This window comes from Inquilinus ginsengisoli (genome assembly GCF_031453975.1).
GTDB classification, from domain to species: Bacteria; Pseudomonadota; Alphaproteobacteria; order DSM-16000; family Inquilinaceae; genus Inquilinus; species Inquilinus ginsengisoli_A.
Map to the genome: position 1 here is coordinate 49,083 of NZ_JAVDPW010000019.1, position 18,031 is coordinate 67,113.

The window sequence follows — 18,031 nt, forward strand, 5'->3', positions numbered from 1 at the left end:
CGGATTGCCTTCTGTTCCTGAGGTCGGGTTCGGTGGCCGGGTGCTAGTCGAGCACGCGCCACGCCTTGAGGAAGAAATCGGGGGTGCCGAAATTGCCGGATTTGAGGGCCAGCGCCAGGTCGGGCGACCCGATCGAGCGGGTCCAGGGTACGCCCGGGTCGATCTCGGGCCCGATCTCCAGCGCCTGGACGCCGAGGGCCGCGACCACCGCGCCGGAGGTCTCGCCCCCGGCCACGAGGAAGCGGGTGAAGCCACGCGAGGCGAGGCGCCGGGCGACATCGGCCAGCAGATCCTCGACCAGCGCCCCGGAGCGTTCGACCCCGAGCTTGTCCTGGACAGCGCGCACGACCGACGGGTCGGCGCTGGAATAGACCAGGGGCGCGCGATCGACCGGCTGGCCTTCGGCCCAGTCCGCCACCTGCTGCGCCGTGATGCGGTTCTCGGCGATGGCGAGCGCGTCCAGCTGGAAGGCGGGGATCCCTTGGTCGATGACGGTCTGGACCTGGCCGCGCGTCGCGGCCGAGCAGGACCCGGCCAGCACCACGGCGCGGCCCCGCGGCGCGCGCATCCTGTCCGCCGGCGTCCGCGGCACCAAGCGGCCGGTTTTGACGAAGTTCCCCGGCAGGCCCATGGCCAGCCCAGACCCGCCGGTGACCAGCGCCATGCCGGCCGCGGCGGCGCCGATGGTGCGGAGATGCGCGTCGCGCACCGCATCGACCACCACGAAGCGGGTGCCGGCGCGGCGCGCCCGGTCGAACGCCTCGCGCAGCGCCTCCGGCCCCGCCTCAACCACCTCCAACGGGACCAGGCCGACCGGCGACGGCGTCTGGCGCTGCAGCACCCGCACCAGGCTTGCGTCGCGCATCGGCGTCAGCGGGTGGTCCTTCATCGAGCTGTCGGACAGCAGCAGGTCGCCGACGAAGAGATGGCCGCGATAGATGGTGCGGCCGGTCGCCGGGAAGGCCGGGCAGACGATGGCGAGGTCCGAGCCGGTGAAGGCCAGCAACGCGTCAGCCACCGGCCCGATATTGCCGGCATCGGTGGAATCGAAGGTGGAGCAGTATTTGAAGAAGATCTGTTCGGCCCCGGCCGCCTTCAGCCGTTCGGCCGAGCGCAGCGACATCGCCACCGCTTCCGCCGCCGGGATGGTGCGCGACTTGAGCGCGACCACAACGGCCTGGGCGTCCCCGAAATCGGCGCCGGGCTCCGGCACGCCGATCACCTGGACCGTCTTCATGCCCTGGCGCGCGATCATCAGCGCAAGGTCGGTGGCCCCGGTCAGGTCGTCGGCAACGGCGCCCAGCAACATCTCAACGGTCTCCTGTGGGATCCGGCCGGTCGCGGAAGGGCGGATCATGCGGTGCCGCCGGCCACGATCTCGAAGCCGACATCGATGATGCGGGGGGCGTCGCCCCGGGCGGGATTGAGGATGTGCTCCACCGCCAGCCGCCCGATGCGGTAGCGGTCGGAGCGGATGGTCGACAGCGGCACCGGCAGGGCCTGCCCGATCTCCAGCCCGTTGAAGCCGAACAGGCCGAGATCGGCCTTCGGCACGATCCCTTCCGCCATACAGTGGAAGACGCCGCCGACCGCCATGTCGTCGTTCGAGAACACCGCGACATCGACCGCGGGCGACGACTGCCGCAGCCGGGCAAGCCCGTCGCGGCCGGCGAAGACCGAGCTGCTGCCGTCGCCGACGCTTTCCCCCGCCAGGGACAGGCCGGCCTCGGCCAGCGCCTGGCACAGGCCGTCATAGCGCAGCCGGGCGCGCCGGTCGGCCGCCCAGTCATGGCCGACATAGCCGAAGCGGCGGTAGCCGCATTCGATCAGATGCCGCCCGGTAGCGTGGCCGGCACGGCGGTGCGACAGGCCGACGGCGATGTCGATCGGCTCGGCGTCGATGTCCATCAGCTCGGCCACCCGGATGCCGCTGTTCTCCAGCATGCGCCGGCTCTCGTCGGTGTGGTCGAAGCCGGCGATGATCATCGCCGCCGGCTTCCAGGCCAGCAGCGAGCGCAGCAGCGTCTCCTCCCGCGCCATGTCGTAGTCGGTGACCGCCACGACGGGCTGGAAGCCCGACTCGTCCAGCGCCTCATGGATGCCGCGCAGGACCTCGGGGAAGACGATGTTCGACAGCGACGGGATGACGACGCCCATCAGGTTGGACCCGGCCGAAGCCAGGCTGCCCGCCACCCGGTTGGGGACGTAGCCGATGGCCTGCACCGCCGACATCACGCGGGCGCGCGTGTCCGGGGCGATCGGGCCCTTGTTGCGCAGGATCCGCGAGACCGTGATCTGGCTGACGCCAGCCAGCGCGGCGACGTTGGCGAGCGTCGGCGCCGTCTTCCGCACCCGTCCACGATCCTCTCCTCCCATTCGCGCTCCCCGCCCCTGTCCGGTCGTTTGCCGCGCGCCCCGCTATGGGGGTTGCGCTGCCGGCTGCTGCCGCCGAATGATCTCGAAGGCGACGTCCGCACGATATTGACAGGCCGAGTCAATGTCTCGATTGTTTGACTATGACAGCGCTAACATCGGCGGGCAAGAGCCGGTTTGAGAGTGGGGTGAAGCGATGGGCACGGACACCAGCCTGAGGATCGGCATCGTCGGTCTCGGCTCGATGGGCCTGGGCATGGCGCAATCGATGGTGGCGGCGGGGCTGCAGGTCGGCGGCTTCGACACCAGCCACGCGGCGGTCGAGGCCTTCGGCGCAGGCGGCGGCCGGATGGCCACCAGCGCGCGGGACGCGGCCGAGGCGGCCGACATCGTCGTCGTCGTCGTGGTCAACGCCGCCCAGTCCGAGGTGGTGCTGTTCGGCGAGGGCGGCGCGGCCAGGGCGATGCGGCCGGGCGGGACCATCCTGTGCTGCGCCACCATGGCGCCGGACCACGCCCGCCGCCTGGCCGGACAGGCCGAGGCGCTGGGCCTGCACTATCTCGATGCGCCGGTCAGCGGCGGCACGGCCAAGGCGGCGACCGGCGAACTGACCTTCATGGCGTCCGGCACGCGCGAGGCCTTCGCCGGCGCCCGCGCGGCCCTGGATGCGATGGGATCGACCGTCTACGAGCTGGGGGACGAGGCGGGCATCGGCGCCTCGTTCAAGATGGTGAACCAGCTGCTGGCCGGGGTGCATATCGCCGCCGCCTGCGAGGCCATGACCTTCGCCGCCCGGCTGGGCCTGGACCTGCGCAAGGTCTATGAGGTGATCACCGCCGCCGCCGGCAATTCCTGGATGTTCGAGAACCGCGTGCCCCATATCCTCGACGCCGACTACACCCCGCGCAGCGCCATCGACATCTTCACCAAGGATCTCGGCATCGTCATGGACATGGGCCGGTCGGAGAAGTTCCCGACCCAGCTCGCCGCCACCGCGCTGCAGATGTATCTGATGACGGCCGCGGCCGGGATGGGCCGCGACGACGATTCGTCGGTGGCGCGGATGCTGGCGGACATCGCCGGCGTCGACCTGCCGAAACCTGCAAGCACGGAGCGCTGACATGCCGCGTTTTGCCGCCAATCTCAGCATGATGTTCACCGAACATCCGTTCCTGGACCGCTTCGCGGCGGCGGCCGATGCCGGTTTCACCGCGGTCGAATACCTCTTCCCCTACGAGCATGAGCCTCAGGCGCTGGCCGACCGCCTGAACCGGCACGGCCTGACCCAGGCGCTGTTCAACCTGCCGCCCGGAGACTGGGCCGGGGGCGACCGCGGCACCGCTTCGCTGCCGGAGCGGGCCGCCGAGTTTCGCGCCTCGCTCGAAACCGCGCGGCCCTTCATCGAGGCGACCGGCGTGCCCCGGGTGCACATGATGGCGGGCATGGCCTCGCGGGCGGATGCGCGTGCGGTCGCGGCCTACGAGACGGCGCTGGCCCAGGCGGCGGACTTCGCCGCAGGCCTCGGCATCGGCATCGTGATCGAGCCGATCAACGGCCGCGACATGCCGGGCTATTTCCTGAATGATTTCGACTGGGCGGCGGGGGTGATCGGCCGGCTGGACCGGCCCAATCTGCGTCTGCAATTCGACATCTACCACCGCCAGATCCTGCATGGCGACGTGACCAAGGCGCTGGAGGCGCTGATGCCGATCACCGCCCATGTCCAGGTCGCCTCGGTCCCGCTGCGCCAGGAACCGGGGACCGGCGAGCTGAACGACGCCCGCCTGTTCGCGCTGCTCGACAGCCTGGGCTACCAGGGCTTCGTCGGCTGCGAATATCGGCCGGCCGGCGAGACGGTCGCCGGGCTCGGCTGGTTCAAGGCGGCCGCCGGCTCCTGAGGAACCGGCGGCCTCCGGTCACTTGGACACGTATTTCCGCCAGGAATGGGCCTGGCGGAAGCCGAGCACTTCCCGCGTTTTCTTGTTCGACAGCAGCGTCTCGAACTCGCCGAGTTCGCCCTTGACCGGCACGTCGGGATAGAAGCGCTTCAGCAGCTCCTTCGTCGGCAGGTCCGACGAGGTCTCGTCGTTCACCGCGTTGAACACCTGGTAGCCGAGACCGTCGGTCTTGACCGCGAGGTCGGTGATCTGGCCGAGGTCGCGGGCGTCGATATAGCTCCAGGCGATGCGCTTGCGGAAGCCGGGGTCGGCGAACCATTTCGGGAACAGCGCGTATTCATGCGGCTCGATCACGTTGCCGATGCGCAGCGCGTAGATGTCGGTGCCGTTGCGCTGGGCGAAGGCGCGCGCCGTCTCCTCGTTGCAGATCTTCGACAGGGCGTAGCTGTCCATCGGCCCGACCGGGTACTCCTCGTCGAGCGGGAAATACTGCGGCGCGCGCGGCTCATTGGCGAAGACCAGGCCGTAGGTGGTCTCGCTGGAGGCCACGACGATCTTGGGGATGCCCAGCTTCACCGCGGCTTCGATGACGTTGTAGGTGCCCATGGTGTTGACGCGGAACACCTCGTTGTCGGGCACGATCATGATCCGCGGGATCGCCGCGAAATGCACCACGGCGTCGACCGGCTGCGCCCGCAGCGACGGGTCGAATTCGTGCAGGCCCATGTAGCTGGACAGGGCGTTGAACACCTGCCCGCTGTCGGTGATGTCGGTGATCAGCGTCCGGACCTGCGGATTGTCCAGCGGCTTGGTGTCGAGGTTCAGGACCTGGTGGCCCTGGTCGACCAGGTATTTGACGACGTGACGGCCGGCCTTGCCGCTGCCGCCAGTGAACATGATGCGCTTGCTCATGGGACGGGATGACTCCGTGTGATGAAGGGACAGGAAGGGGTTATCCGGTGGCCAGGTTCATGACGGCTTCGCGGGTGGCGTCCCGGCGCGGCAATTCCCCGGAGATACGGCCTTCGCGGACCACGATGACCCGGTCGCTGATGGCCAGGATCTCGGCCAGGTCGGACGACACCGCGATGACCCCGAGCCCTTGCGCCGCGAGGCCCTGGAGCTGGCGGTGCACCTCCGCCTTGGCGGCGATGTCGATGCCGCGGGTCGGCTCGTCGACGATCAGGACACGGGGCCGGCGCGCCACCCATTTCGCGATCACCACCTTCTGCTGGTTGCCGCCGCTGAGATGGACGATCTTCTGCTCGATCGACGGGGTTTTCACCCCGAAGGTGCGCACCGAGTCCGCACAGGCCGCCGCCTCGCGCCGCCGGTTGACGAAGTCGAGGCTGCAATAGTCGGCCAGGTGGGTCAGGCTGAAATTCTCGCGGACAGTCATGTCCAGCACCAGCCCCTGCCCTTTTCGGTCCTCGGTGACGAAGCCGATGCCGGCGGCGATGGCGTCGCTGGGGCCGCGGATCGACACCGGCCTACCGTCGACTCGGATGGCGCCGTGGTGCCCGCGTTCGCCGAAGATCATCTCCATGATCTCGGTGCGGCCGGCGCCGATCAGGCCGAAGAAGCCCAGCACCTCGCCCTTGTGCAGGTCGAAGCTGATGTCGGCGACCCTGGCCGCATGCGGGCTCGGCCGCTTCAGCCCCAGGCCCGACACCGACAGGATGACCTCGGTCCCAGCATGGGACACGTGCTCGCCATAGAGCTGGCTCAGCTCGCGGTCGACCATGGTGCGGACCAGGAATTCGCGCGTCACCTCGCCGATCGGCCGGGTGGCGATCGACCGGCCGTCGCGCAGCACCGTGACCCGGTCGGCGATCTCGAAGATCTCCTCCAGCCGGTGCGAGATGTAGACGATGCCGAGATTCTCCGCCCGCAGCTGCTTGATCACGGCGATCAGGGTCTCGGCCTCGCGCTGGCTCAGCGAGGCCGTCGGCTCGTCCATCACCAGGATCTTCGAGTTCTGCGAGATCGCCTTGGCGATCTCGATCATCTGCTTCTGGCCGATGCTGAGCTTGCCGACGACCACGCGCGGGTCGATGTCGAGCTGCAGCCGCGCCAGCACATGCCGCGACTCCTCGACCATCCGCCGGGTGTCGATCAGGCCCAGGCGGGTGCGCGGCTCTCGCGCCAGGAAGATGTTCTCGGCGACCGTCAGGTTCTCCACCATGGACAGTTCCTGGTAGATGATGCTGACGCCCAGCTCGCGCGCATGCTCCGGGTCGCGGATGGTGACGGGCGCACCCTCGATCGCGATCGTGCCGGCATTGGCGCGGTAGGCGCCGGTCATGACCTTCATCAGGGTCGACTTGCCGGCCCCGTTCTCCCCCGCCAGCGCATGCACTTCGCCCAACGCCAGCGCGAGGTCGACGCCGTCCAGCGCCTTCACGCCGGGGAAGGATTTGGTGATCCCGCGCATCTCGAGGAACGGCGGCATGGGGCCTCGCCACTGTCGGGGAAAAGCGGGCGGCGGATAAGCCGCCGCCCATGAGCTTACTTGGTGTAGCTGCCGAGGTTGGCGGCGCTGACGACGGTGACGCCGGTGTCGATGTCGGCCGGCGCGGGGCCGCCGCCCTTGATCTGGCTGACCAGGTTCTCGACCGCCAGCTTGCCCATGGTCACCGGCCGCTGGACCATGATGCCCTCGATGAACCCGTCCTTCACGCCCTTGACCGTGTCCGGCAGGTCGTCGAAGGCGAAGACCTTGACCGCGCCCTTGCGGTCGGCGAATTCCCGGCTGTCCATCACCTTGGCGACGGCCGGGCCGCCGACCTGGCTGACCCCGATGATACCCTTCAGATCCGGGTGGCCGCGGAACAGCGCCTCGGTGACCGAGACCGCCCGTGCCAGGTCGTCATCGGTGCCTTCCTTGGCCACGACCTTGATGTCGGGATGGGCGGCCAGCGCCCGCTCGACCCCGGCGATGCGCTCGTTCAGGTTCGAGGCGCCGAGCTGGCCGGTGACGATGGCGACCTCGCCCTTGCCGCCCAGCGCCGTGGCCATCGACTGACCCATGGTGAAGCCGGCCGCCTCGTTGACCGTGCCGATATACATGCTGCGGCCGCTCTTCGCGCTGTCGCTGTCGAAGGTCACCACCTTGATGCCGGCGGCCATCGCCTCCTTGATCACGCCTTCGACCGATTTCGGCTCGTTGACCGAGATCGCGATGCCGTCGACGTGCTTGGCGATCAGGTCCTCCATGATGCGGACCTGGGTCGACCCCTGGGTGTTCTGCGGCACCACCCACTGGTAGTCCACCCCGAGCGCCTTGGCGGCTTCGGCCGCGCCGGTGTTGCAGTCGTCGAAGAACGGCACCGCGACCTTCGGGATGACCGCGATGGTGAGCTTGTGATCCTGGGCCGACGCGCTGCCGGCAGAAAGCAGCGGTGCGGCGAGCAGCGCCGCGGTGAGCATGCGGATGATGGGTTTCATGGATATCCTCCCGTGGGTGAATGGGTGACGGAGCGTTCCGCTCTTCTTGTTGGCCTCAGCCGCGCTTGCCGCGGGCGCGAAGCACATCGATGCTGACGGCGATCAGGATCACCGCGCCGGTGATCGCCTGCTGGGCGTAGGTGTCTATGTTCATCAGCACCACGCCATTGGCGATGAAGCCGGTCAGCGCGGCGCCGATCACGGCGCCCAGCACGCTGCCGATGCCGCCGGACAGCGACGCGCCGCCGATCGCCGCCGCGGCGATCACGTCCAACTCGGCGCCGAAGCCCGAGGCCGGTTCCGCCGAGAGGTAGCGCGAGAAGCTGACCACCCCGGCGAAGGCCGCGATGGTGCCGGACAGGGTGTAGACGATCATCTTCACCCGGGCGGTCTTGACCCCGCTCAGCCGCGCCGCGTGCTCGTTGCCGCCGGTGGCGTAGACATGGCGCCCGAAGCGCGTCCTGCGCATCAGCACGGTGAAGATCACGGTCATGACGATCATGATCACCACCGGGACGGGAACCGGCCCGACATAGCCCTGGCCCAGCAGGGTGAAGGCGTCCGGCACATCCGGGGTGACCGGAACGCCGCGGGTGACCACGTACATCAGCCCGCGGCCGATGCTGAGCGTGCCGAGCGTGGCGATGAAGGGCGGCAGGCCGATGGCGGTGACCAGCAGGCCGTTGACCGCGCCGAAGCCGACCCCGACCAGCAGCCCGGCCCCGATCGCCACCGCCATCGGCAGCCCGGCGGAGAAGCACAGGGCGGTGACCAGGGACGACAGCCCCATCACCGAGCCGACCGACAGGTCGATGCCGCCGGTGATGATCACCATCACCATGCCGATGCTCATGATCGCGGTCAGCGAGAAGGCGCGCGACACGCCCATCAGGTTGTTGGTGGTCAGGAAATACGGCGTGGCGAAGCTGATCAGCGCGCCGACGATGATCAGCGCCAGCAGGACGTTGAGCTCCCGGGCGTTGCGCAGGCCGGCCAGCACCGACAGCGGGCCCGGACGTCCGTTCCGGCCGTGTTCGACTTGGCTGCTGCTCACACCCGTTGCCTCCCTGCCACCGCATCGGCGATGCGATCATCGTTGATGGCGTCCTGCCCCGTTGTCGGGACTGGACGATGACAGCGCTGTCATCAAAGGCGATGTTAGCGCTGTCATCCCTGATATACCGCATATGGCATTTGCCGAGTCAACAGCTAGTTCCGGCAGGGACTGAGGCGGCTTGGCGCATCGCGGCGGAGCGCTTCGATGGAATCCGGGGTGCCGCTCGCTGTGCCGGCGGTGACGCTTGCGCTCGCCCAAAAGCCGGATTATCGTGACTGAGAAAACGGTTTCTCACCTACGCACGATACCTTCCGCCAAATCTGCAATAATGGCTTGAGAAAACAATTTCTCAACTGATCGAAACGAACCACCCGGCATGGACTCCAAGACCTCTCGTCCCATCCCCGGCCAGCCCCCTCGAGCCGTCACCTTGCGTGATGTGGCGGCGGCGGCCGGCGTCAGCGTCGCCACGGCGTCGAAGGCGCTGAACGACCAGGGCCGGATGGCGGAGGAGACCCGGGCGCGGGTGCAGCAGACGGCGAAGGCGCTGGGCTTCCGGCCGAACGGGCTGGCGCAGAGCCTGTCGCGGCGGCGCAGTTTCACCGTGGGCCTGCTGACCAACGACACCTATGGCCGCTTCACCCTGCCGGTGATGTCCGGCATCTCCGACGCGCTGGTCGACAACGGCGTCTCGGTCTTCCTGTGCAACATCGAGGACGACCCGGCGCTGGCCCAGACCCATGTCGACGCCATGCTGGAAAAGCGGGTCGACGGCATCATCGCCTCCGGCAAGCGCATCGACCGCCGGCTGCCGGTCGACCTGTCCGGCCTGGGCATCCCCGTCATCTACGCCTTCAGCGAGCCCGACCCGGACTCGATCGGCTTCGTCTCCGACGACGAAGGCGGCGCGCGGCAGGCGGTCGAGCACCTGATCCGGCTGGGTCGGCGCCGCATCGCCCATGTCACCGGGCCGTCGAGCTTCCGCGTGGTGCACCAGCGCGCCGCCGCCTATCGCGACGCGCTGGGCGCCGCCGGGCTGGCCGGGCCGGACCAGGGCGTCCTGGTCGGCCACTGGTCCGAGGCCTGGGGGCATGAGGCGGCCGGGTACCTGTTCGACGGCATCGGCAGCCCACCCGACGCGGTGTTCTGCGGCAGCGACCAGATCGCCCGCGGCGTGGTCGACGCGCTGCGCGAACGCGGCCGGCGGGTGCCGGACGACGTCGCCGTGATCGGCTTCGACAACTGGGAGATCGTCGCCGCCGCCACCCGCCCGCCGCTGACCACGGTCGACATGAACCTGAAGGCGCTGGGCCGCGAGGCCGGGCTGACCCTGCTGCAGCTGGTCGACCGCCAGCCGATCGAACCCGGAGTCCGCAAGCTGCCCTGCCGGCTGCTGGTGCGGCAATCCTGCGGTGCGCCGCCCGCCGGCTGAGGCGGCACCGAACAACAAGGCCGAGTGTGAACCGCACCGGCCGACAACAGAGGGAGGACACGTGATGAAGCATCTGGTATCGCGCCTGGCCGCAGGCGCCGCGATCCTGGTCCTGACCGCGTCCGCCGCCTCGGCGGACAGCTTCACCCTGTGGGTGCGCTCCGACGGCTCCAACTTCATGCCGCGCATCGTCGAGGCCTTCAACCAGAGCCATCCGGACAAGGTCGAGCTGCAGATCGTGCCGACCGCCGAAATGGTACAGAAATACGCGACGGCGGCGGCCGGGGGCGCGGCGCCGGACGCGCTGTCACTGGACCTGATCTACACCCCCTCCTTCGCCGCGGCGGGGCAGCTGGAGGACATCACCGACCTCGCCAAGTCCCTGCCCTATTTCGACCAGCTGTCGCCGGCGCATGTGAAGACCGGCAGCTACAAGGGCCGGATCTACGGCCTGCCCTATTCGGCCGACGCCTCGGTCCTGATCTGGAACAAGAAGCTGTTCAAGGCGGCGGGCCTAGATCCCGACAAGGGCCCGACGAACTGGGCCGAGATCGAGGCCGCGGCGGAGAAGGTGAACGCGCTGGGCGGCGACACCAGGGGCTTCTACTTCTCCGGCAATTGCGGCGGCTGCAACATCTTCACCTTCACGCCGCTGATCTGGGCCAGCGGCGGCGACATCCTGACCGAGGACGGCGGCAAGGCGACGCTGGATACGCCGCAGATGCGCGACGCCATCGCCTTCTACCGCGACATGGTCAAGAAGGGGCTGGTGCCGGAGGGGGCGCGGACCGACACGGGGTCGAACTTCTTCGCCGCCTTCGCCCGCGGCAATATCGGCATCTCGCCGTCCGGCGCCTTCGCCATCGGCGCGCTGAACACGCAGTATCCGGACATCGACTACGGCGTCACCTTCCTGCCCGGCAAGACCGGCGGCTGGTCGTCCTTCGCCGGCGGCGACAATTTCGTGGTGACCAAGGGCACCACGAAGCTGGCCGCGATCAAGGCCTTCCTCGACTTCTCCTATTCGCTGGAGGGCCAGACCCTGCTGGCCAGATACGGCAGCCTGCCGGTGCGGGGCGACGTCTCGGACGCGGCGCTGAAGGACCTCGACCCGCGCTACAAGATCGCCGCCGAGGCCATGGCCAAGGGCCGCACGCCGTATTCGGTGGTCTTCAACGACATCATCAACGGCCAGAACAGCCCCTGGGTGCAGATGGTGAACGAGGTGTTCTTCGGCGACGACGTCGACGGCTCGCTCGCCAATGCGCAGGAGACGATGCAGGGCGTCATCGACACCGCCCCGGGGAATTGAGGGCGTGATGGCCCCCTTCCGAACTGCCGAGGCGGCCAAACCAAACGAGTCCCCCCTCCCCTTGCGGGAGGGGGCTAGGGGGAGGGGGTTGTCTCGGCCCGACCCGACCTGGACCGTGGCGAAGCAACCTGGCCGACACGACGGATCCGCAGCCCCTTCGCGCGCGGACGCGCGCAGACCCCTCCCCCTACCCCCCTCCCGCAAGGGGAGGGGGGACAAGGAAAAGACGGGCTCGGGCGGAGGAGCGGCGTGATGTCCACAACCCAGGCCGCCGGCGCGATCCCGAGGGCCAGGGCCCGACGCCGTCGCGCCCGGAAGGGGCAGTGGGCGGGGCTGCTCTTCGTCCTGCCCGCGGTCGCGCTGGTGGCGGTGTTCTTCGTCGTGCCGCTGGCGATGACCGCCTGGATGTCGCTGCACAACTGGCCGCTGATGGGCGTGTCGCGCTTCATCGGCCTCGACAACTACCTGGCGATCGCCAAGGACGCCCGGTTCTGGACCGCGCTGCGCTTCACCGCCCTCTACACCGTGGTCGTTACCGTCGCGATCTTCGCCGTCGCCTTCCCGCTGGCGCTGTTCGTCGAGAAGCCGCGCCCGTTCGGCAACTTCTACCGCACCGCCTATTTCCTGCCGGTCGTGGTCGGCTTCGCCTCGGCCAGCCTGCTGTGGTCCTGGCTGCTGAACGTCGATGCCGGTCTGTTCAGCCCTGCCGCGGAGGCGCTGGGGCTGACCGCCGGGCGGGTCAACCTGCTGGCGGCCTTCGACCCGGCCTTCTGGTCGATCATCGCCATGGTGGTGTGGAAGGTGGCCGGCTTCACCATGGTGATCCTGATGACCGGGCTGCAGGGCATCCCGGCCGACTATCTGGAAGCGGCGAAGATCGACGGCGCCGGCCCCTGGGCCCGGTTCCGGCGAATCACCCTGCCGCTGATGCGCCGGACCATCGCCCTGGCCCTGATCCTGTCGGTCACCGGGTCGATGCTGGCCTTCGACCAGTTCTACATCATCCTGGCCGGCGGGCCGCGCAACCAGACCGTCACCGCGGTCTACTGGATCTTCAACCAGTCCTTCGTGTCGTTCCGCCTGGGCTATGGCGCGGCGCTGTCGATGGTGCTGCTCGCCATCCTGATGGTGCTGAGCGTGATCCAGCTGCGCCTGCTGCGCCACCCGGAGGGCGAGTCATGATGGCGACGGCCTTGAAGCGCCGGTTCCTGCCCGGCATCGCCCTGCAGACCGCGGCGCTGCTGACCGCCCTGCTGTTCCTGGCGCCGATCGCCTGGACCGCGCTGTCCAGCGTCAAGCCGGCGGCGGAGGCGAACCTTCCGCCGCTGCCGCCCTGGCCGACCACCGGAGTCAGTGCCGACAGCTACACCGCGCTCGACGCCTTCGGGGCCGGTGTCGGCCACTACGCCGGCAACAGCCTGACCGTGGCGATCGCCACCGCTTCCGTGACCGCCGTGGTCAGCCTGCTCGGCGGCTATGGCTTCTCGCGCTTCCGCTTCCCGGGTCGCAACGCGCTGTTCGTCCTGGTCATCGCCACCATCATGATCCCATTCCAGTCGATCCTGACGCCCCTGTTCCTGCTGCTGACCAAGCTGGGGCTGCAGAACACGCTGACCGGCCTGGTCCTGATCTACGTCACGCTGCAGCTGCCCTTCTCGATCTTCATGATGCGCAACGCCTTCGACGCGGTGCCGCGCGAGATCGAGGAGGCGGCGCGGATCGACGGTGCCGGCAGCCTGCAGCTGCTGGCCCGGGTGATGCTGCCGCTGGTTTTCCCCGGCGTGGTCACCGTGGCGCTGTTCGCCTTCCTGGCCGCCTGGAACGAGTTCCTGGCGGCGCTGATCCTGCTGTCCGACCAGGACAAGTTTACCCTGCCGATCCTGATGACCGCGGTCCGCTCCGGGCGCTTCGGCGCCGTGAACTGGGGCGCCGTGCAGGCCGGCGTCACCGTGATGATGGTGCCCTGCCTGCTCCTGTTCCTCGCCCTGCAGCGCTTCTACATCCGCGGCCTGACCGCCGGCGCGGTGAAGTAGGCGCGAGTATTCCCTGACCGACCGATCGATCAATGGAGTTCCCGATGACCGCCGACCTTCCCGCAGCCGCCCCCCGCGCACGCTTCCGCCCGCCCGCCGTGCCGCAGGTCGAGGTCCGTGGCTTCTGGGGCAGCCGCATCGACGCCGTCTGCGCCAAGACGGCGGACACGCTGTACCGGCGCTGCGAGGAGGCCGGGATGCTGGAGCAGATCGACCCCGACCGCCCGGTGCCAGAAATCCGCATCCCGTTCCATGGCGGGCTGGTCACCACCCAGATGTTCTGGGATTCCGATTTCGGCAAGGTGATCGAGACCGCCGGCTACTGCCTGCAGCGCGCCCCGAACCCGAATCTGGAGCGCAAGGTCGACGATGTCATCGACATCCTCGGCCGGCTGCAGCAGCCCGACGGCTATCTGAGCAGCTGGTACCAGCGGATGCAGCCGGGGAAGCGCTGGACCAACCTGCGCGACTGCCACGAGTTGTACTGCGCCGGGCACCTGATCGAGGGCGCCGTCGCCTATTTCCAGGCCACCGGCAAGCGCAAGCTGCTCGACATCATGTGCCGCTACATGGACCACGTGGCGACGGTGTTCGGCCCGGGCCCCGGCCAGAGGCGCGGCTATTGCGGCCATGAGGAGATCGAGCTGGCGCTGGTCAAGCTGGCCCGCGTCACCGGCCAGCAGAAATACATGGATTTGGCGAAGTACTTCATCGACGAGCGTGGCCGGCAGCCGCATTTCTACGATGCCGAGGCGCGGGAACAGGGCCGCGACCCCAAGGACTATGTGTTCGGCACCTACGAATACAACCAGTCGCACCTGCCGGTGCGCGAGCAGGACAAGGTGGTCGGCCACGCGGTTCGGGCGATGTACCTGTACAGCGGCATGGCCGACGTCGCGATGGAGTATGGCGACGACAGCCTCACGCGGGCGCTGGAGCGGCTGTGGCGGGACCTGACCTCCAAGCGCCTCTACGTCACCGGCGGCCTCGGCCCCTCGGCCGACAACGAAGGCTTTACTGCCGATTACGACCTGCCGAACGAGAGCGCCTATGCCGAGACCTGCGCCGCGGTCGGCCTGGTGTTTTGGGCTGGCCGGATGCTGGGCCTGGGGCCTGACGCGCGCTATGGCGATGCGATGGAGCTGGCGCTCTACAACGGCGCCGCCGCCGGCCTGTCGCTGGACGGCGCGACCTTCTTCTACGAGAACCCGCTGGAAAGCCGCGGCGGCCATCATCGCTGGACCTGGCACCGCTGCCCCTGCTGCCCGCCCAACATCGCCCGGCTGACCGCGTCGATCGGCAGCTACATGTACGGCCAGTCGGACGACGGCATCGCCGTCCATCTCTACGGCGACAGCACCGCGGATCTCGATGTCGGTGAGCGCAAGGTGCGGCTGGTGCAGAAGACGCGCTATCCCTGGGACGGCGCCATCGCCCTCACCGTCGAACCCGATGCGCCGGCCGCCTTCGCCCTGGACCTGCGCATCCCCGGCTGGTGCCGCAAGGCGAGCCTGTCGGTCAACGGCACGGCGCAGGACCTCGCGGCCATCACCCGCAACGGCTATGCGCACATCTCCCGCCGCTGGTCGCCGGGCGATGTGGTGCGGCTGGACCTGGAGCTGACGGTCGAACGGCTGCACGCCCATCCCGAGGTGCGCCAGGATGCCGGCCGTGTCGCCCTGCGCCGCGGCCCGCTGGTCTACTGCCTGGAGGGCGTCGACAACGCCGTGCCGCTGAACCGCATCCGGCTGCCGGAGGGCACCGAGCTGGCGGCGCAGGACGAGCCCGGCCTGCTGGGCGGCGTGGTGACCCTGGAGGGCGACGCCCTGGCGGAGACCACCGCCGATTGGGATGGCGACCTCTATCGCACGGCGCCGCCGGCCGAACGGCCGGTCCGGATCAGGGCCGTGCCTTACTACGCCTGGGACAACCGCGACCCCGGGGAGATGCTGGTCTGGGTGCGGGGCGCCTGATCCCGGCGCGAGGATGCGGCAGGCGGCCCCGGAGGCGCCGCCCGCCTATCCCGCCGTGCCGCAGAAGCGGGCCATGAACAGGGCGAAGGCCTCGACCCCGGCGAGGTATTCGGCCACCGGCACCCGCTCCTGGAAGGTGTGGCAGTTCGAGATGTCACCGGGCGCGCAATAGACCGTGGGAATGCCGAGCTGGTTGGCGGTGAAGGAGCCTTCCGACCAGAACGGCGCGCCCTCGATCTCGCCACGCCCCGGCATCGCCGCCCGCACCGAATCCTGCAGCAGCGCGACCGGCGCCATGGTGGCATCGGTCTCGAAGGGCATGCCGCCGACCGGGTGGTCGCGGCCGGCGGGATACGCGATCTCGACCGTCACCTCAGGGTCGGTCACGGCGCCGCGGATCACGGCGTCCAGCTCGTCCCTGGCCTGGCCGAGGTCTTCGCCCGGGCGCAGCTTGCGGATCAGGCTGATCGTGCAGCGTTCCGGCACCGCGATGTAGCCCCCGGCCTCGACCCCGGTGACCAGCAGGAAGCCGCAGCCGATCAGCTCGTGGGTTCCGCGGGTTTCCAGCTCGGCCGAATGGCGCCACAGGGCGGACAGGATGGCGTGCCCGGCCTTCAGCGCATCCACCCCCTTCTCCGGCATGCCGAAATAGGCGGACCGGCCGGTGACGGTGATCTCGGCGATGAAGAAGCCGATCTGGGCCGGGAACACGGCCAGCCTGGTCGGCTCGACATAGATCGCGAAATCGGCGTTCGGGATCTCGCCGCGCTGGATCTTCGGCACCACCGCCTTGATCCCGGCCGAGACGCCGGTGCCGGGTTCGCCGCTTTCCTCATCGGCGATGAAGACGAAGACGATGTCGCCGTCCAGGGCGCAGCCGGCGCGGTCCAGCGTGGCCAGCGCCGACAGGCCGGTGCAGATCCCCGCCTTGAGGTCGCCCGAGCCACGGCCCCAGATCTGGTCCTCGACGATGGCGGCGGAGAACGGGTCATGGCGGACGTCTCCTGCCCAGTGCTCTTCCCAGCCGCGGACATGCACGGTGTCGAGATGGCCCAGCACCATCAGCCGCGGGCCGGTGCCCCGGCCCTTGCGCACGCCCCAGACCACCGGGCGGCCGGGCAGGCAGTCCTCGATCGTGACGCCCTCGCAGCCCAGGCGCCGCAGCTCATCGGCCACCAGGGCACCGAAGGCTGCTTCGATGCCGGTGACGCTGGGGGTGCGGATGGCGCGCTGCAGCAGGCCGACCGAAGCGTCGCGGTCGATCGCGGCGCGGATGCGGGCGTGGAGATCGTCGGTCATCACGTGAACACCGCCTCGCGCCCGTCCGGGGTCCAGATGCCGCGAACCTCAGGGTTGCCGCTGTGCACGCCCTCGACCGGCACGATGTAGGCGCGGCGGACGAAGGCCTGGGCGCGGAAGCCGTAGATCACGGTGTCGCCCACCCGCACATTCTGGCCCGTCTCCGGGTGCAGCTTGCCGTAGTAGTCGATCATCGCCGGCGCCGGGATCGTCGCCGGCACCGCCTGGCGTAGCGCGGCATCGGCATCGCCGCCGACCAGCGCCTTCACCGGATAGTCCTTGAACACCGGGTCGACATAGAGGCCGCCGCCGAAGCAGAAGGGCGTGCCCTGGTGGATGTGCGAGATCTCGCTGAGATACAGCATCGCCGGGTTCTCCGGCAGGTCGCGGATGGCGTGCAGCGGGGTGGTGCCGGTCAAGGCGTGGCCGGGTTCGACCTGGGTGGCGCCGGCCTCGGCCAGCACCCGCATCACCGCGGCGGAGTTGGTGCCGGGGGTGTTGACGACGAGGTCCTTGCGGCCGGTCGCCGCCAGCCGCTTCGCCACCGCCTCCAGCGTGCGCAGGTTCGGGGTCGGGGTCACCGCGCCGGTGGCCTCGTCGAACAGCAGCGCCGGGAAGCTGGTGATGCCGGCGAAGCGGCCGCCCGGCCGCTCGTCCAGCAGGTCGGCCACCCGCTCGATCTCCTCGGCCGCAAAGCCGCCCTCATGGCCGTCATAGAAGCGGTCGCCCTGGGCGAAGATGCGGGCGACCAGGCCCTGCACATGCCCGATCGCCGCGGCGGCGTCGGCCGCCTCCGCCGCCTTCCCGGCGTTGAACACGGTCCAGATCTCCGGCCGCATCCGGGCGCCCTCGCGCGCCTCACCGCGCGGCACCTGCGACAGGTGGCCGAGATGGCCGAGCTTGTGGCCGGCGCGGTGGATCGGCCTGGCGCAGGCCATGTCGACGGCGACGAAGCGGTCGATGCCGCCCGCCTTGATCGCGTCCAGCGCCGGCGGGTTGCGGCCGAACTGCTTGGTCATGGCATAGACGGTCAGGCCCAGCCCCCTGGCGGTCGACGCCAGCGCCGCCGCATTGGCGCGCATGGTGTCGAGGTCGAGCAGGTAGGTATTGGCCGGCACCGCGCCGGACTGGTGCAGCGTCACCGCGGCCTCGACGAAGGCGCGGTTCTTGGCGATCAGGGCGTTGAGAAACATCGGCGGGGTCCCGG

The 18,031-nt window shown here is 69.3% G+C and carries 15 protein-coding genes; 7 read left to right on the plus strand and 8 right to left on the minus strand.

Annotation, left to right across the window (positions count from 1 at the left end):
* Window positions 1–43 precede the first annotated feature (43 nt).
* Window positions 44–1,309, minus strand: a complete 1,266-nt coding sequence (gene otnK, locus E9232_RS34575) for a 3-oxo-tetronate kinase (RefSeq protein ID WP_309801917.1) — start codon at window positions 1,307–1,309, stop codon at window positions 44–46.
* 44 nt (window positions 1,310–1,353) lie between these two features.
* Window positions 1,354–2,352: a LacI family DNA-binding transcriptional regulator gene (locus tag E9232_RS34580; RefSeq protein ID WP_309801918.1), complete on the minus strand. Its 999-nt coding sequence runs from the start codon at window positions 2,350–2,352 to the stop codon at window positions 1,354–1,356.
* Window positions 2,353–2,569: 217 nt separating this feature from the next.
* On the opposite strand from E9232_RS34580, the gene ltnD reads away from it, so the two are divergent.
* Together ltnD and otnI are read left to right on the plus strand one after the other, a co-directional pair.
* Entirely contained in the window at window positions 2,570–3,493 is a 924-nt protein-coding gene (ltnD, locus tag E9232_RS34585) for an L-threonate dehydrogenase (protein WP_309801920.1), read from the plus strand.
* A 1-nt stretch (window position 3,494) separates the two neighbouring features.
* Entirely contained in the window at window positions 3,495–4,271 is a 777-nt protein-coding gene (gene otnI, locus E9232_RS34590; protein ID WP_309801922.1) for a 2-oxo-tetronate isomerase, read from the plus strand.
* 18 nt (window positions 4,272–4,289) lie between these two features.
* Here otnI and E9232_RS34595 read toward each other — a convergent pair whose 3' ends face one another.
* From E9232_RS34595 to E9232_RS34610, 4 genes are read right to left on the minus strand one after another with little or no spacing between them, the layout of a single operon-like run.
* The gene (locus E9232_RS34595) at window positions 4,290–5,183 is read right to left on the minus strand and encodes an NAD-dependent epimerase/dehydratase family protein (protein ID WP_309801925.1); all 894 of its coding nucleotides are present in this window, start codon (window positions 5,181–5,183) and stop codon (window positions 4,290–4,292) included.
* A 40-nt stretch (window positions 5,184–5,223) separates the two neighbouring features.
* Window positions 5,224–6,723 (minus strand): sugar ABC transporter ATP-binding protein, encoded by a 1,500-nt coding sequence (locus E9232_RS34600; RefSeq protein WP_309801929.1) that lies wholly within the window; start codon window positions 6,721–6,723, stop codon window positions 5,224–5,226.
* 56 nt (window positions 6,724–6,779) lie between these two features.
* Window positions 6,780–7,718, minus strand: coding sequence for a sugar-binding protein (locus E9232_RS34605; RefSeq protein ID WP_309801933.1), 939 nt, complete (start codon window positions 7,716–7,718; stop codon window positions 6,780–6,782).
* Between the two features lie 55 nt (window positions 7,719–7,773).
* The gene (locus tag E9232_RS34610) at window positions 7,774–8,772 is read right to left on the minus strand and encodes an ABC transporter permease (RefSeq protein WP_309801935.1); all 999 of its coding nucleotides are present in this window, start codon (window positions 8,770–8,772) and stop codon (window positions 7,774–7,776) included.
* A gap of 442 nt (window positions 8,773–9,214) precedes the next feature.
* Here E9232_RS34610 and E9232_RS34615 point away from each other — a divergent pair, with 442 nt between their 5' ends.
* The 5 genes from E9232_RS34615 (at window position 9,215) to E9232_RS34635 (ending at window position 15,525) form a co-directional block, all read left to right on the plus strand.
* Window positions 9,215–10,207: a LacI family DNA-binding transcriptional regulator gene (locus E9232_RS34615; RefSeq protein WP_309801969.1), complete on the plus strand. Its 993-nt coding sequence runs from the start codon at window positions 9,215–9,217 to the stop codon at window positions 10,205–10,207.
* 64 nt (window positions 10,208–10,271) lie between these two features.
* Complete coding sequence (locus tag E9232_RS34620) at window positions 10,272–11,519, plus strand: ABC transporter substrate-binding protein (RefSeq protein WP_309801938.1); 1,248 nt, start codon at window positions 10,272–10,274, stop codon at window positions 11,517–11,519.
* 252 nt (window positions 11,520–11,771) lie between these two features.
* Window positions 11,772–12,701, plus strand: a complete 930-nt coding sequence (locus E9232_RS34625) for a carbohydrate ABC transporter permease (protein ID WP_309801941.1) — start codon at window positions 11,772–11,774, stop codon at window positions 12,699–12,701.
* Window positions 12,698–13,552: a carbohydrate ABC transporter permease gene (locus tag E9232_RS34630; protein ID WP_309801942.1), complete on the plus strand. Its 855-nt coding sequence runs from the start codon at window positions 12,698–12,700 to the stop codon at window positions 13,550–13,552. The genes E9232_RS34625 and E9232_RS34630 overlap by 4 nt, the downstream gene beginning before the upstream one ends.
* 44 nt (window positions 13,553–13,596) lie before the next feature.
* Window positions 13,597–15,525 carry a glycoside hydrolase family 127 protein gene (locus tag E9232_RS34635; RefSeq protein WP_309801943.1) on the plus strand — a complete coding sequence of 643 codons (1,929 nt, stop codon included), beginning with the start codon at window positions 13,597–13,599 and terminating at the stop codon, window positions 15,523–15,525.
* 45 nt (window positions 15,526–15,570) lie between these two features.
* On the opposite strand, the gene E9232_RS34640 is transcribed toward E9232_RS34635, so the two are convergent.
* Window positions 15,571–16,824, minus strand: coding sequence for a M20 family metallopeptidase (locus E9232_RS34640; RefSeq protein WP_309801944.1), 1,254 nt, complete (start codon window positions 16,822–16,824; stop codon window positions 15,571–15,573).
* The gene (locus tag E9232_RS34645; RefSeq protein ID WP_309801945.1) at window positions 16,824–18,017 is read right to left on the minus strand and encodes an alanine racemase; all 1,194 of its coding nucleotides are present in this window, start codon (window positions 18,015–18,017) and stop codon (window positions 16,824–16,826) included. Before E9232_RS34645 ends, E9232_RS34640 begins: the two co-directional genes overlap by 1 nt.
* Window positions 18,018–18,031: the final 14 nt, after the last annotated feature.

What these genes read in the sequence shown, in the direction of transcription:
- E9232_RS34630 (WP_309801942.1), top strand. Translation starts at nt 12,698, where the DNA reads ATGATGGCGACGGCCTTGAAGCGCCGGTTCCTGCCCGGCATCGCCCTG.
- E9232_RS34645 (WP_309801945.1), bottom strand. Translation starts at nt 18,017, where the DNA reads ATGTTTCTCAACGCCCTGATCGCCAAGAACCGCGCCTTCGTCGAGGCC.
- E9232_RS34600 (WP_309801929.1), bottom strand. Translation starts at nt 6,723, where the DNA reads ATGCCGCCGTTCCTCGAGATGCGCGGGATCACCAAATCCTTCCCCGGC.
- E9232_RS34625 (WP_309801941.1), top strand. Translation starts at nt 11,772, where the DNA reads ATGTCCACAACCCAGGCCGCCGGCGCGATCCCGAGGGCCAGGGCCCGA.
- otnI (WP_309801922.1), top strand. Translation starts at nt 3,495, where the DNA reads ATGCCGCGTTTTGCCGCCAATCTCAGCATGATGTTCACCGAACATCCG.
- ltnD (WP_309801920.1), top strand. Translation starts at nt 2,570, where the DNA reads ATGGGCACGGACACCAGCCTGAGGATCGGCATCGTCGGTCTCGGCTCG.
- E9232_RS34635 (WP_309801943.1), top strand. Translation starts at nt 13,597, where the DNA reads ATGACCGCCGACCTTCCCGCAGCCGCCCCCCGCGCACGCTTCCGCCCG.
- E9232_RS34595 (WP_309801925.1), bottom strand. Translation starts at nt 5,183, where the DNA reads ATGAGCAAGCGCATCATGTTCACTGGCGGCAGCGGCAAGGCCGGCCGT.
- E9232_RS34620 (WP_309801938.1), top strand. Translation starts at nt 10,272, where the DNA reads ATGAAGCATCTGGTATCGCGCCTGGCCGCAGGCGCCGCGATCCTGGTC.
- otnK (WP_309801917.1), bottom strand. Translation starts at nt 1,309, where the DNA reads ATGTTGCTGGGCGCCGTTGCCGACGACCTGACCGGGGCCACCGACCTT.
- E9232_RS34605 (WP_309801933.1), bottom strand. Translation starts at nt 7,718, where the DNA reads ATGAAACCCATCATCCGCATGCTCACCGCGGCGCTGCTCGCCGCACCG.
- E9232_RS34640 (WP_309801944.1), bottom strand. Translation starts at nt 16,824, where the DNA reads ATGACCGACGATCTCCACGCCCGCATCCGCGCCGCGATCGACCGCGAC.